The organism is Streptomyces sp. MBT53 (assembly GCF_016654115.1).
In the GTDB taxonomy this organism is placed as follows: domain Bacteria; phylum Actinomycetota; class Actinomycetes; order Streptomycetales; family Streptomycetaceae; genus Streptomyces.
In genome coordinates, this window is sequence record NZ_JAEQAZ010000073.1 from 1 (window position 1) to 13,310 (window position 13,310).

At 70.4% G+C, this 13,310-nt stretch carries 14 protein-coding genes and 1 pseudogene; 6 read left to right on the forward strand and 9 right to left on the reverse strand.

All coding sequences use genetic code 11. The annotated features are described in order from the left end of the window. The 3 genes and pseudogenes from JHN45_RS25550 to JHN45_RS25560 form a co-directional block, all read left to right on the forward strand. Positions 1-514: pseudogene (locus tag JHN45_RS25550) on the forward strand (serine/threonine protein kinase); the annotation flags it as partial. 106 nt (positions 515-620) lie between these two features. Further along, a complete protein-coding gene (locus tag JHN45_RS25555) occupies positions 621-1,643 on the forward strand; it encodes a hypothetical protein (RefSeq protein ID WP_201050807.1) in 1,023 nt (340 codons plus the stop codon). A 111-nt stretch (positions 1,644-1,754) separates the two neighbouring features. Next, complete coding sequence (locus JHN45_RS25560; protein ID WP_201050808.1) at positions 1,755-2,402, forward strand: DUF2238 domain-containing protein; 648 nt, start codon at positions 1,755-1,757, stop codon at positions 2,400-2,402. Here JHN45_RS25560 and JHN45_RS25565 read toward each other — a convergent pair. Together JHN45_RS25565 and JHN45_RS25570 are read right to left on the reverse strand one after the other, a co-directional pair. Continuing rightward, positions 2,335-2,820: a DUF6328 family protein gene (locus tag JHN45_RS25565; protein WP_200712409.1), complete on the reverse strand. Its 486-nt coding sequence runs from the start codon at positions 2,818-2,820 to the stop codon at positions 2,335-2,337. The genes JHN45_RS25560 and JHN45_RS25565 overlap by 68 nt on opposite strands. Positions 2,821-2,898: 78 nt before the next feature. Beyond that, positions 2,899-3,882: an aldo/keto reductase gene (locus tag JHN45_RS25570; RefSeq protein ID WP_201050786.1), complete on the reverse strand. Its 984-nt coding sequence runs from the start codon at positions 3,880-3,882 to the stop codon at positions 2,899-2,901. Positions 3,883-4,018: 136 nt separating this feature from the next. On the opposite strand from JHN45_RS25570, the gene JHN45_RS25575 reads away from it, so the two are divergent. After that, entirely contained in the window at positions 4,019-5,740 is a 1,722-nt protein-coding gene (locus JHN45_RS25575; RefSeq protein ID WP_374195642.1) for a cholesterol oxidase substrate-binding domain-containing protein, read from the forward strand. Positions 5,741-5,782: 42 nt separating this feature from the next. Further along, a complete protein-coding gene (locus JHN45_RS25580) occupies positions 5,783-6,706 on the forward strand; it encodes a squalene/phytoene synthase family protein (protein ID WP_201050787.1) in 924 nt (307 codons plus the stop codon). Here the strand turns inward: JHN45_RS25580 and JHN45_RS25585 are convergent. The 6 genes from JHN45_RS25585 to JHN45_RS25610 all read right to left on the reverse strand — a co-directional run bounded on the left by JHN45_RS25585 (position 6,703) and on the right by JHN45_RS25610 (position 11,921). Continuing rightward, entirely contained in the window at positions 6,703-7,287 is a 585-nt protein-coding gene (locus JHN45_RS25585; RefSeq protein WP_201050788.1) for a TetR family transcriptional regulator, read from the reverse strand. The genes JHN45_RS25580 and JHN45_RS25585 overlap by 4 nt on opposite strands. After that, positions 7,284-8,774 (reverse strand): MFS transporter, encoded by a 1,491-nt coding sequence (locus JHN45_RS25590; RefSeq protein WP_201050810.1) that lies wholly within the window; start codon positions 8,772-8,774, stop codon positions 7,284-7,286. Before JHN45_RS25590 ends, JHN45_RS25585 begins: the two co-directional genes overlap by 4 nt. Positions 8,775-8,889: 115 nt before the next feature. Then, positions 8,890-10,101, reverse strand: a complete 1,212-nt coding sequence (locus tag JHN45_RS25595) for an FAD-dependent monooxygenase (RefSeq protein ID WP_200712413.1) — start codon at positions 10,099-10,101, stop codon at positions 8,890-8,892. 131 nt (positions 10,102-10,232) lie between these two features. Then, complete coding sequence (locus JHN45_RS25600; RefSeq protein WP_200712414.1) at positions 10,233-10,601, reverse strand: roadblock/LC7 domain-containing protein; 369 nt, start codon at positions 10,599-10,601, stop codon at positions 10,233-10,235. A 121-nt stretch (positions 10,602-10,722) separates the two neighbouring features. After that, positions 10,723-11,574 carry a hypothetical protein gene (locus tag JHN45_RS25605; protein ID WP_201050789.1) on the reverse strand — a complete coding sequence of 284 codons (852 nt, stop codon included), beginning with the start codon at positions 11,572-11,574 and terminating at the stop codon, positions 10,723-10,725. Next, a complete protein-coding gene (locus tag JHN45_RS25610) occupies positions 11,571-11,921 on the reverse strand; it encodes a hypothetical protein (RefSeq protein ID WP_200712416.1) in 351 nt (116 codons plus the stop codon). The genes JHN45_RS25605 and JHN45_RS25610 overlap by 4 nt, the downstream gene beginning before the upstream one ends. A 162-nt stretch (positions 11,922-12,083) precedes the next feature. On the opposite strand from JHN45_RS25610, the gene JHN45_RS25615 reads away from it, so the two are divergent. Next, a complete protein-coding gene (locus JHN45_RS25615) occupies positions 12,084-12,449 on the forward strand; it encodes a hypothetical protein (RefSeq protein WP_200712417.1) in 366 nt (121 codons plus the stop codon). A 155-nt stretch (positions 12,450-12,604) separates the two neighbouring features. Here JHN45_RS25615 and JHN45_RS25620 read toward each other — a convergent pair whose 3' ends face one another. Next, positions 12,605-13,303, reverse strand: a complete 699-nt coding sequence (locus tag JHN45_RS25620; protein WP_200712418.1) for a ribonuclease H — start codon at positions 13,301-13,303, stop codon at positions 12,605-12,607. Positions 13,304-13,310 lie beyond the last annotated feature (7 nt).

Sequence of the window (13,310 nt, forward strand, 5' to 3'; positions counted from 1 at the left end):
GCCCTCGGCCAGCGCGTCCCCGTCCCCCTCCCCCACCGCCTCCGCGCTGCCCGCCGGATTCCGGGTGTTCAAGGCGCCGGAGGGCTTCTCCGTCGCGCTCCCCAAGGGCTGGAAGGTGGTGGACACCCAGAAGGACGGCGACATCGCCTACCGCGTCACCTTCGGCGCCTCGGGCGACCCGCGCACGCTGGCCGTGACGTACAGCACGCAGGCGGGCCCGGACCCGGTCGCCGTCTGGCGCGACGACGTCCTGCCGGGGCTGAAGCAGACCGAGGGCTTCCAGCAGATCGGCGACATCAAGGCCACGACGTACCAGGGCGACAAGGCGGCCGACCTGGAGTGGTTCTCCGGCACCGGCGACAACAAGGTGCGTACGCTCGGGCGCGGTTTCCTGATCGGCGGCGGGCGCAGTTTCTCGCTACGGTGGACGACGCCCGCCGACGAGTGGAACGACGCGGCCAACCGTCAGGCGCTCCAGACCTTCTTCAAGACCTTCAAGCGGTCGGTGAACTGACGGCGACGCGAGGGCCGGGCACTCAAACCAGCGGCAATGGGTGGATATAGGCTGCCTGTTCGCACCATGCCTCATCTCAAGCCCAGGAGAGTCCGCCTTGACCGTAGTGATCGACCAGGCCGAGACGTCCTTCACCGCCCTCGACGACGCCGGCCTCGTCGCCCGGGACGCGCACGAGTTCGGAGCCTACGCCCGCACCGGCGGCTGGGCCTTCGGCCTGAAGGTGGCGCGCAGCGTACGGCCCGGCGGGCAGAGCGCGGACGAGACGCCGAAGGTGTCCGCGAAGGAGTTCGCCGAACTCGCCGACTGCTCCCCCGAGCGTGTCATGCGCTACTACAAGGCCTGGGACCGGGCCGCGGACGACGGTCTCGTCCCGCACTTCGAGGAGCTGGCCCCCGGCCAGGAGGTCGAACTCCCGGACGCCGACGTGTGGTTGAACTACTACGTCTCCCGCTCCTCCGCCACCTCCGAGCGCGGCACCGCCATCTCCGAGGCCGCCGAGGCGGAGGGCATCCGCCCCACCAAGGCCCTTGAGGTCGCGGAGAACCCGACCGCGCTGCGTGCCGCGATCCTCGCCGACCCGTCCACCGCGCGGGCGGCCCGGCAGGCGCTGCTCGACCGCGTGCGCGAAGACCCCGAGCTGCAGGCCGAGTTGGCCCGCGACGTGGTCCGCACCGACGACCTGAAGAAGGCCGTCGCGACGGAGAGCCGCTCGGCGGACCGGATCGGCTACGTCCGCCAGATCGCCGAGTCCGGCCAGATCAAGACCCCCGCCGGCCAGACCGTCGACGCGCCCCTCGACGTACGCCAGGAGGCCGAGCGCCACCTCTCGCTGCTCGACGAGCTGGAGGAGGGCGAGGACACCGGCGAGTGGGCCACCGAGGCCTACGACACCATGAAGAACCTGGTCGTCGAGACGGTGGAGGCCGACCCCGAACTCCGCGTCCAGGAACGGCGGACGAAGTTCTACAGCAGCCTCCAGAAGGCCACGAAGGTGTTCGAGGAGCTGACCTTCGACGACGCCCAGGACTTCTTCGAGGACGACATGGTCAAGCGTCTTGAGGAGCTCCAGCAGGCCATCGACAGCTGCCTCACCGCGCTGCGCAAGAGCACCACTCCGGCTGAGTAGCCGTACTCATGCAGCGGCTTCGGCCTTCGGACACGATGGGGCTCCCCACGACAAGGGAGCCCCATCGTGTCCGTTCTCGCTTCCGCGCCGCGGCGCCGGCTGCCCGCCGCCATGGTCGCGCTGGTGATCGTCGGCATGGCCCTCTCGGCATGGCGTCCGCACGACCGCACGACGTGGTTCCTGGAGACCGTGTGGATCTTCGTCGGACTCCCGGTGATCGTCCTCACCTGGCGGCGCTTCCCCCTCACCGGCCTCCTGTGCTGCCTGCTCGCCGCGCACGCGCTGGTCCTCGCCGTGGGCGGCCACTACACCTACGCGCAGGTGCCGGTCGGCGACTGGGTCCGTGACACGTTCGGACTCAGCCGGAATCCCTACGACCGTTTCGGCCACCTCATGCAGGGCTTCGTACCGGCGCTCCTGGTACGGGAGTTGCTCGTCCGCACCTCGCCCCTGCGCGGCAGTCGCTGGCTGGCGCCGCTCACCGTGTGCGCGTGCCTCGCCTTCAGCGCCCTCTTCGAGCTGTTCGAGTGGGCGGCTGCCGTGATCGGCGGCCACAGCGCGGACGCGTTCCTGGCCACGCAGGGGGATGTGTGGGACACACAGTGGGACATGTTCTGCGCGCTGATCGGCGCCACGCTCTCGGTACTGCTGCTCAGCCGGGTCCACGACCGGCAGCTGGCGCGGCTCGGGGTCATCGGGTCGTATGCCGGTACCGCGCCCACATGGGCAGCACGAACCAGCACAGCAGGTACCAGGTGACCACCCCCGCGACCAGCCAGGGCACGTACGCGGAGTGGGTGGCGACCCGGAGGACCAGCAGGAGCGCGGCGGTCATGGTGGCGAGCAGCAGGACGAGGCCGACGAAGGTCAGCCGGGACGCCCAGCGCACGGCCCGGGGTTTCACGCTCCGGCCGGAGACCAGGCGGTGCAGGGAGACCGGGCCGATCAGCGCTCCGGTGGCGGTGGCGCCGAGGACGACGGTCACGACGTAGAGGATCTGGTTCGCGTGCTCCAGCTGGTCGTACTTGGGAGTGAAGACGACGGTGAGCAGGAACCCGAAGAGGATCTGTACGCCGGTCTGCGCGACCCGGACCTCCTGGATGAGCTCGCCCCACATCCGGTCCGCGCGCTCCTCGTCGGACTCGTCGCGTCCTGTCCGCCGGTCGTCCTGGGTCATGCGGTCCGTGTAACCGGACCGCCGGCCGTTCAAACGGAGACCCGCTGAGCAGAAGGCCCCTCCCATCAGCGCCAGGAGCTACCAGCGGCCCTCCACCTGGTCCTTGATCCGGCGGTCGTAGAGGTCTCGGATCACGCTGAGCGTGGTCTCGGACAGGGCGGGCAGTCCGGCCGCCGCCGCGTTGGCGCGGGCCTGTTCGGGTGAGCGGGCGCCGGGGATGACCGTGGTGACACCGGGCTGGTCGATGATCCAGCGCAGGGCCAGCTGGGCCGGGGTGTATCCCTCGGGGGCCAGCGCGGAGAACTCGGCGGCGGCCTCGACGCCCGTCGTGTAGTCGACGCCGGAGAAGGTCTCGCCCTGGTCGAAGGCCTCGCCGTGGCGGTTGTAGGTGCGGTGGTCGTTCTCCGGGAAGACCGTGTCCTTGGTGTACTTGCCGGACAGCAGACCGGAGGCGAGCGGCACGCGCGCGATGATGCCGACGCCCGCCTCCTGGGCGGCCGGGAGCACCTTGAGCAGGGGCTTCATGCGGAACGCGTTGAGGATGATCTGCACGCTGGTCACGTTCGGCCGGGCGATCGCGGTGAGGGCTTCCGCGCAGGTCTCGACGCTGACGCCGTACCGCGCGATGCGCTCCTCCGCGACCAGGGTGTCCAGGGCGTCGAAGACCTCGTCCGAGGAGTAGACCGGCGTCGGCGGGCAGTGCAGCTGCACCAGGTCGATGCGGTCGACGCCGAGGTTGCGGCGCGAACGGTCGTTCCACGCGCGGAAGTTGTCGAGGACGTAGTTCTCGGGGATCTGGTCGACGCGCCGGCCCATCTTCGTCGCGACCAGGACATGCAGATCGGGCCGGCCGGCGAGGAAGGTGGCGATGGTCTGCTCGCTGCGCCCGTCGCCGTACACGTCGGCCGTGTCGAAGAAGGTCACCCCCGACTCGGCAGCCGCCTCCAGCACGGCAAGGGCTTCCTTGTCGTCGACGTCTCCCCAGTCGGCGCCCAGCTGCCAGGTGCCGAGACCGACGACGGATGCCTGCTGCTGCGACCTGCCGATTACACGTTCGTCCATGTCACCAGTCTGTCATCCGGCACCGACATCCGCGGAACGGGCTCCTCCGGGCCGCCGGCTGTGAATCCTTCACTCACACGGGTGAACCAGTTCGACAGGCTGCCTACTCGTGTCAACTCCCGCCTAGCGTGTGCGCGTGACCGATCATGTGGCGAACAACCTCCAATCAGGGAACGGCAGTTCCGCTCCCTGGACCCGTCGTGGCTTCCTCCTCTCGGCGGCGGCCCTGGCCACCGTGCCCGTCCTCCTGACGGCCGATCCGGCCCTCGCCGCGGCCGAACTGCCCGACTTCCCGGCCGAGGTCGACCTCTACCGCTCGGCGTACCGCAACTGGGTCGGCGAGATCACCGCCGACGGGCTGTGGGCCTGCGCACCGACCGACGCCGACCAGGTGGTGTCCGTCGTCAACTGGGCCTGGCAGCACGGCCGGCGGGTCCGCGCCCGCGGCTCCTCGCACGGCTGGTCACCGCTGACCATCGAGTCCGGTACGGCGTCCGACGCGCCGGTGCTGCTGGTGGACACCGCCCCGCACCTCACCGGCCTGACCCTGGATTCCGCCTCGGCCGTCCGGGCCGGCACCGGTGTCACCCTGGAGGCGCTGCTCACGTTCCTGGAGGGGCACGGCCTCGGTCTCACCGCCGCCCCCGCCCCCGGCGATCTGACGCTCGGCGGCGCCCTGGCCATCGACGCGCACGGCACGGCCGTACCGGCGAAGGGCGAGGAGCGGACGGCCGGGCACACGTTCGGGTCGCTCAGCAATCTGGTGCTGTCGCTGACGGCGGTGGTGTGGGACTCGGACACCGGCGCGTACGTCCTGCGGACCTACACCCGTGACGAGGCGGACTGCGCGGCGCTCCTCACCCATCTGGGGCGTTCACTGGTCACCGAGGTCGTGCTGCGCGTGGGCGCGAACGCGAATCTGCGCTGTCTGAGCCGTACGGACATCCCGGCCACCGAACTCTTCGCGGCGCCCGGGTCCGACGGGCGTACCTTCGCGAGCTTCCTGGACGAGGCGGGGCGGGCCGAGGCGATCTGGTTCGCGTTCACCGAGTTCCCCTGGCTGAAGGTGTGGAGCGTCGCACCGACCAAGCCGTTGACCTCGCGACGCGTCTCGTCGCCGTACAACTATCCGTTCTCCGACAACGTGCCGACGCTGGTCGCGGATCTCGTCGGGCGGATCCTGTCCGACGGCGCGTGGTATCTGGCACCGGTGCTCGGCAACGCCCAACTCGACGTCGCCGCGCTGGGGTTGACGGCGACGCTGTCGGCGGACATCTGGGGGCCGTCGAAGAACACGCTGCTCTACGTCAGGCCGACGACACTTCGGGAGACCGCCAACGGTTACGCCGTGCTCACCGCACTCGCCCAAGTGCAGCGCGTGGTGCACGAGTTCACCGAGTTCTACCGGGAGCGGCTCGCCGCGTACGCCGCGCTCGGCCGGTTCCCGGTCAACGGCACCGTCGAGATCCGGGTGACCGGCCTCGACCACTCCGCCGACGCCGAACTCACCGGCGCACGAGCCCCGTTGCTGTCAGCGCTGCGGCCGAGCGCCGAGCACCCCGAGTGGGACACGGCCGTCTGGCTGGACGTCCTGACACTGCCCGGCACGCCCTACGCGGAGGAATTCCTGCGGGAGTTGGAGCAGTTCCTGTTCCGCTCGTTCGACGGCACCCGGGTCGAGTGGTCCAAGGGCTGGGCCTACACCGACCAGGCCGCGTGGAGCGACGAGCAGGTGCTGGGGACGGCGGTCCCGGGTTCGTTCGGGGAGTCGGTGTGGGGGCAGGCGGCCGGGACCTTCGACCGGCTCGACCCGCACGGGGTGTTCGGGAACGCCTTCCTGGACCGGCTGTTCGGCTAGCACTGACTAGGCTGTGTCCGGGATCTTGACACAGGGAGAGCTGTGACCAGCTGGCCGACCACGCTGACGAAGGCGGGCATCACCGACGCGCGACTGCGGCGCGCCTACGACGCCCAGCGCGGGATCGTCCGCAGGTTCGCGCTGCACGAGTACGTGGCGGTACGGCTGTTGCTGCCGGCGGAGCTGCATCCGCCGGTCGTCGCCGCGGTGGCCTACATGCACACGACCGACGAACTCATCGACACGGGTGCAGTGGACGCGCGTGCGGCGGCCCTCGCGGCCTGGGACGCCGAGACCACGGCGGCTCTGGAGGGCGGCGAACCACCCGAGCAGGACGGCCTGTTGGCGCTCTGGGACACGGTTCGCCGTCATCCGGACATGGCGGTCCGGGTGCGGGCCTTCCTCGACGGCGCTCCCGTCGAGGCGAGTTGGACCGGCTTCGAGACGGAGGCCGACTTCCAGGCGTACGTGGACAGTTACTCGCTGCCCGCCCTGATGCTGACCGCGTCGCTGCTCGCGCCGGCCGACCCCGAAACGTACAAGTCATTCATCCAGGGGTGCCGGGATCTGATCGAGGGCTGGCAGCGCAGCGATTTCCTCGCCGACCTACGCGAGGACGCCGAGAACGACCGCATCGGCATCCCCCGGGACGAACTCGCCCGGCACGGGCTGAAGTTCGAGGATCTGCGGAGCAGGTCGGAAGCGTGCGTGCCCGCGCTGGACCAGGTGGTCCGGGCGCAGGCCGACCTCGCCGAGACCACGCTCGCAAGCTGCCGTGCGCTTCCCGCGCTGGTCGCGGCGGAACACCGGCCGTTCCTCGACGCCTTGCTCGCCGTCCAGGAACTGCGGCTCGGCGCGGTACGACGCGCAGGAGGCAGGGTCCTGCTGCGCGACACGGGGCCGTCGGCGTTCGCCACACTGCGGGTTCTGGCCCGGCAGTACCGCAGGGCTCGCCGGTACGCCTAGGAGTCCAAGTGGGCCTGCACAGTGGGCCCGTAGCGGTCCACGATGACGTCCGTCGCGGTCTCGCGCAGCCGGGTGCCGCGTGCGATGCCGTACATCACGCCGAGGCCGAGGACGGTGGAGACGGCCAGTTCGGCACGGAGGGCGGCGTCGGGGCCGGGGAGCCGTCCGGCGAGGCGGTCGACCACCTGGGCGCGGAAGTTGACGCGCAGGATGTCCCCGTGGTCGCCCTGGAGGGGCGCGAACGCGATGCGCAGCAGCGGGTCGGCGCCCCGTTCGCGCTGGCTGACCAGGACGTGCCGGACCATGTGGCGGCCGAGTTCGTCGAGCGGGGCATCCAGCAGGGCCTCCGCGTCCGACTCGAAGGACATCACGCGGGCGAAGAGGGCTTCCTTGTTGCCGAAGTACTTGAGGATCAACGGGGCGCTGACACCGGCGCGTTCGGCCACGACCTTGAGGGTGATGTCGGCGTGCGCGTTCCGGGCGAGGAGGTAGCGGGCCGCCCTGAGGATGGCCGCCTTGGTCGCCTCGGCGTCCCGGCGTGCGGGCGGGGACGCGGTGGGTGGGGTGCTCACGGCCCTCATGCTCCCTCCAGCGCCTCGTCCCGCGCGCCCCGGGTACGGCCGTCCGTGCCCCGCGCCTTGTCGGGCGTGGCGTCACCGGGGATGGTGAGCGCCGTCGCGCAGGCGATCAGGGCGACCACGGCGGCGATACCGAACGCCATCAGGTATCCGTGCAGCGTGGGCAGCGGGCGTCCGCCGATCAGGCTGGTGTGGTGCACGAGCACGGCGGCCACCACGGCACTGGAGACGGCCTGGCCGATGGTGCGCATCAGGACGTTGACGCCGTTGGCGGACGCGGTCTGGCCGGCCGGGACGGCGCGCAGGATGAGCGTGGGCAGCGCCGAGTAGGCGAAGGTGGTGCCGGTGGCCACGACGGTCGCGCCGAGGATGATCGTCCACAGGTCGTGGCTGTCGGCGATGCGCACCACATAGCCGAGCGCGATGATCGCGGCCCCGATGGCGAGCGTGATGCGCGGACCGCGGGCAGCGGATATCCGGGCCGAGACGGGTGAGAGCAGCAGCATGGTGATGCCGCCGGGCAGCAGGCACAGGCCGGTCTCGACGATCGACAGTCCGAGCCCGTACCCGGTGGCCTTGGGCGCCTGCACCAGCTGGGCGGTGACCAACGAGTTGGCGTAGAACGCGAAGCCGGTCAGTAGGGCCGCGACATGGGACAGGCCCACCCGGGGCCGGGACACCAACCGCAGGTCCACCAGCGAGAGTTCGGTGCGCAGCTGCTGCCACCACCAGACGGCGAGTACGACGACCGCACCGAGGAACAGCGCCAGGATCCGCGGGCTGCCCCATCCCCACTGACCGCCCTGGGACACGCCGAGCAGCAGACACACCAGGCCGGCGGCCAGTCCTAGCGCGCCGAGCACGTCGAAGCGGCCGGGTTCCCGGACGGGCGACTCGCGCACCGCCCACCAGATCGCCGAGACACCGATCGCGCCGAGGGTTGCGGTCGCCCAGAACATGACGTGCCAGTTGGAGTACTGGACGATCAGCGCGGCGAGGGGCAGTCCGAGCGCGGCGCCGATGCCGACGGTGGAACTCATCAACGCCACCGCGCTGCCCCTGCGTTCCGGAGGCAGTTCGTCCCGCAGGATGCTGATCGACAGGGGTACGACGGCGGAGGCGGCGCCCTGGAGGGCGCGGGCCGTGATGAGCACGCGGATGTCGGAGGACAGGGCGCACATGACCGAGCCGACGGTCATCAGGCTCAGGGCGCCTGTCAGGACCCGCCGCTTGCCGTACATGTCGCCGGCCCGGCCGAGTACCGGCGTGAGGACGGCGCCGGAGAGCAGGGTCGCCGTGACCATCCAGGAGACGGCGCCCGCGGAGGAGTGGGTCAGCCTGGGCAGGGAGGGCAGGAGGGGGACGACCACGGTCTGCATGACCGCCATCAGGATCCCGCCGAAGGCCAGCACCGGGACGGTGAGCCGGTCCCGCAAGGGGGTCCGCCCGGTGGTGCCGGGCGGGTCGGGTATCGGGACGGGCTGGCCCATGGGCACTCCAGCGGACACGTAAAGATGGTGAATGGCTATTCACCCTATCCGGTGAATAGCCATTCACCCAATGCGCGCGTGAGCCGCACGCCCCTGCTTCCGGGAGCCGGGCGCCCTACTTGCGGGAGGCGAGCGCCCGCGCGTGGACGGTGCGCGCCAGCCTGGGGCCGAGCCAGCGCTTGAACCGGCGCAGCGCCTCCAGCCGTCCGGCCGCCTTGTCGATGCCGTAGTAGACCTGCGGCGGGACGTACGGCAGCAGCGGCGAGTGGCGCTGGCCGAGCAGGGCGAACATGCGGTGCGGGGGCAGGTGGATGTAGCGCTGGAGGTTCTCGTACCACTGGGCGCTGTAGCGGGCGGCGCTCTGAATGGACAACAGCGCGGATTTACGGCGCTGTTCGTAGGCGGCGAGCGCCTGCGGCAGTTCGGTGTGGTCGCGCAGGGCGTCGGCGAGCGCGATGGCGTCCTCCAGGGCGAGGGTGGTGCCGGCGCCGATCGAGTAGTGGGTGGTGTGGGCTGCGTCGCCGAGCAGCACGAGGTTGTCGCGGTGCCAGGTGCGGTTGGTGAGGGTACGGAAGTTGAGCCACTGGGCGCTGCCGTCGGCGGAGGCGCGGCCGATCAGGGAGTGGCCGTCGAGGAGGTCGGCGAAGAGCTTCTCCAGGAGGGCGAGTCCGTCGGCCTCGGCGGCGGTGTCGAGACCAAGGCCGGTCCAGGTCTCGGGGGCGCACTCGATGACGCAGGTGCTGCCCTCGGGGCCGAACGCGTAGCCGTAGCACCAGATCCAACCGTGGTCGGTCTCCACGAAGGCGAAGGTGAAGGAGCCGAAGACCTTGCTGGTGCCGAGCCAGATGTACTGGTTGCGGCCGGGCTTGAGTTCGGCGCCGAAGTGGTCGGCGTGGCGGGTGCGCAGTGCGCTGTTGACGCCGTCGGCGGCCACGATCAGATCCGCGTCGGGGAGGTCGTCGGCGGTGATGTCGTGGTCGAACTCCAGCCGTACGCCCAGGGATCGGGCCCGTTCGGCGAGGATCTTGAGGAGGCGGTGGCGGCCGATGCCGTGGCCCTCGTCACCGGGCTGAGTGGTCGTCAGATCCCGGATGCGGGCGACGCCGTCGCTCCAGCGCACCGAGTGCTCGTCGACCGCCTGGGCCGACTCGGGGTCGTACGCCCGGAGTTGGTCGAGCAGTCCGCGCCAGTACGTGACGCCCCAGCCGTAGGTCGAACCCTCGGGGTTGCGCTCGTAGACGGTGATGTCGTGGGACGGGTCCTGCCGCTTCAGCAGGATCGAGAGATACAGACCGGCGGGCCCGCCTCCGACACAGGCGACCTTCACGCGCACACCCCTGGGTTTTACTCAAAGTGGTCAAGTGGATCCGCAGAGTAGCAGGATGGGGCGGCACGGAATTCGCGTCACCCCGCACAGGACCGATGAGAGAACCGGGACGGCTCAGACGTCCTCGTCGATCAGACGTCCTTGTCGAGGTGACGGCGGAGTTCCGCGGTGAGTGCCGGGATCTCGCGGCGGAAGGCGGCTTCGTCGAGGCCGTCGTCGGCCACCACGGCGAGCAGCGCGCGGTCTCCGACGGCCGTCACGATGACGTGGCCCGTGCTGCCCCGCGCGGTGATCTCGCGGAGCTGTCCCGCGCCACCGTGGTCGGCGAGCCGGTGGCCGAGCGCGAGGCCCGCCGCCGCGAGGGCGGCCATGGACTCGGGGTGGGTCTTGTTCGCGTCGCTGGCCACGACGAGACCGTCGCTGGTGGCCAGGGTGGATTCGGTGACTCCCATTACGTTGTCCCGCAGGGCGATGAGGAGGTCGGTCACGGGGTCGCTCATGGCGTCTTCTTCCTGTTGCGTGCAGGCGGTGGGACAACGAGGCGGGAAGGGATCCGGTCACGTCGGGTCCGGTGCGTCCGCGGGGCGTCTCGGCGCGGACGGGCGGGGCTGGGCAGGTCGTTCAGTCGTGGGGCCGGGGCTCGGGTGCGGCATTCCGACCGGGGCGGCGGCGCGGGAGCGGTGCGGAGTCGGGTGCGGTGGACATCCCGGTGAGGGGCGCGGTGGGTGCGCCGCGGGCCGCCGTGCTGGGCCTGATGTCCGCCGAGGAGGTGTGCGGTTGGACGAGACCGCGGTCCAGCAGATGCCGTAGGTCCATCATCACGGCGAAGAGACCTCGGCCGAGGGCGAAGGCGATGTCCCTCGCCGTGCCGCGGCCGTCCGCGTGGGCCAACACTTGCCGGTGTCGGGCGGGCAGCCCGGCGGCGGTCCCGGGGAGACCGGCGGCGGGCACCGAGCGGACGCGGGTGCGGGCGAGGGCGGCGGCCGAACCGGGTTCCCCGGCAAGGAGGTTGATCCGCCGGGACACCTCGTCGAGGAGTCGCTCGGGGGTGACGCCGGCGTTGCGGTGGAGCGCCGGTACGGGATCGGCCACCTCCCAGGTGTCGGGTACGGCGAGGGACAGCGCGAAGGCCGCGTCGAACAGCGCGCCCAGGCTGATGACTTCGAGCTCGCCGGCGCCGACGAGCCCACGCTCCACGAGTTCGTCGGCGAGGTGTTCGTGGGTGGTGTCGGAGGCCCGGACCTCCGACCACGCCTCCTCGCCGATCCGGCCCGATCTGAGCAACAGGCCCTCGATGCCGGGTGCGCCGGGCGTCTCCATGGCCACCACGAGTCCGTCGCGCACATGGATGGAGCCGCCCGGGGTGCCGGTGACGCGCACGGTGCAGGAGCGCGCCCGGTCCCGGAGGGCCGACAACAGCGCCGGAACGTTGCGGGAGTCGGCGAGCGGTTCCTCGGTGCCGGACTGGGTCATGCCAGCAACTCGTCGGCGTGCCGGTGCAGTTCGCGCAGCGCCCAGGTGAGGTTGGTGCGTTCGCGGTCGACGGTCGCGCACAGCAGCAAGGGGTCGCCCCGCCGCGGGAGTTCGAGCGTCACGAGATGGCGGGTGGAGGTGGTCACGATGACGCTCTCCAACTCCCCCGACGCACCGGCCCGGATGAGGCGGGTACGGGCGATCTCCGCTATTTCGCAGGAATCCTGACTGCCACTCACATCACCGGACTCCGCATAGGAGAGGCCGGTGACGGCATCGAGCAGCATGGCTCCGCTGATACCGGGCGCGGTCAGAGCACGGCCCAGTGCGGCGTCGAGCGATGACAAAGGCCCCCCCTTCAGTCACTCTGGCGAGCAGACTACTTTATTTGCCAACTATCGCAACTCTGACCAAAGATGGTGTTGTCTGTTACCCGCACGGTTCGCATTGAGACCGTTTTCATGGCGAGATCACTGTCTTGCCGGCTCGTGAGGGAAACGAGGCACCACGTGAACATTGAGGCGACGCTCAAGGAAGCGATGACTATCGACGGGGCCCTGGGGGTGTCCCTTGTCGACTACGAGAGCGGCATGACGCTGGGGGCGTTGGGCGGCGGGCCGCATCTGGACCTGGAGGTCGCGGGGGCGGGCAACACCGAGGTCGTGCGGGCGAAGCAGCGCACGCTGAAGTCCATCAACCTGGACGACCGCATCGAGGACATCCTGATCACCCTCGGTCGGCAGTACCACCTGATCCGACCGTTGGCGAGCGTGCACGGCTCGCTCTTCCTGTACCTGGCACTCGACCGGGAGCGCAGCAATCTGGCGCTGGCGAGGCACAACCTCAAGCGCCTCGAGGCGAGTTTGGAGATATGAACGCGTCGCGGCATATGACAAACGAGTAGTCGCGACCTCGAGCCGGTCTCGGTGCGGCCATATCCGCCGAGACCGGTCCGACTATTAAGTCCGACCTTTGCGAGGCCGAATTCCCGGACAGCGCACGACCGTTAAAGCGGAGCGACTGTAATTGTCTAGTCCACTTTCTCGGTACGGCACTCCGGGTGACCCCAGCCCTGGCCGTTCTTGCTGATCGGTTCGCCGGCCGCATAGGCGCGCCCGCACAGACAGCGGCCGGGGAACTTCGCCTTGATGGTGCGTGAGGACGAACTCGCGCCCTTCCGGGCCGACTTGGCACCGGCCGGACGGGCGGACTTCTTCGGGGTGTCGGGCGAAGGCGGCGGCTCCGGGGAACCGAGGTCGCTCCCCGCCGGTTCCTGCACGATGGCGGCCTGGCTGGCGGCGCGGTCCGCGAAGTCGTTCAGCGGGTCGCCGTCGACCTGGTGGGCGGGGACGTAGCGGAACTCGACCGAGCGGCCGTCGAGCAGTTCGTCGATGCGGACGACCAGTTCCTGGTTGGCGACCGGCTTGCCGCCGGACGTCTTCCAGCCGTTGCGCTTCCAGCCGGGCAGCCAGGTGGTGACCGCCTTCATGGCGTACTGCGAGTCCATCCGGATCTCCAGCGGTACGTCCGGTGCGGTCGCCGTCAACAGGCGCTCCAGCGCGGTGAGTTCGGCGACGTTGTTGGTCGCCTTGCCGAGCGGTCCGGCTTCCCAGCGGGCCGGGCTCTCCTCGTCGTCCGACACGACCCAGGCCCAGGCCGCGGGCCCGGGATTTCCTTTCGAAGCCCCGTCACAGGCGGCCACCACTCGTTCACGCATGCGCCCGATCATGCCATGG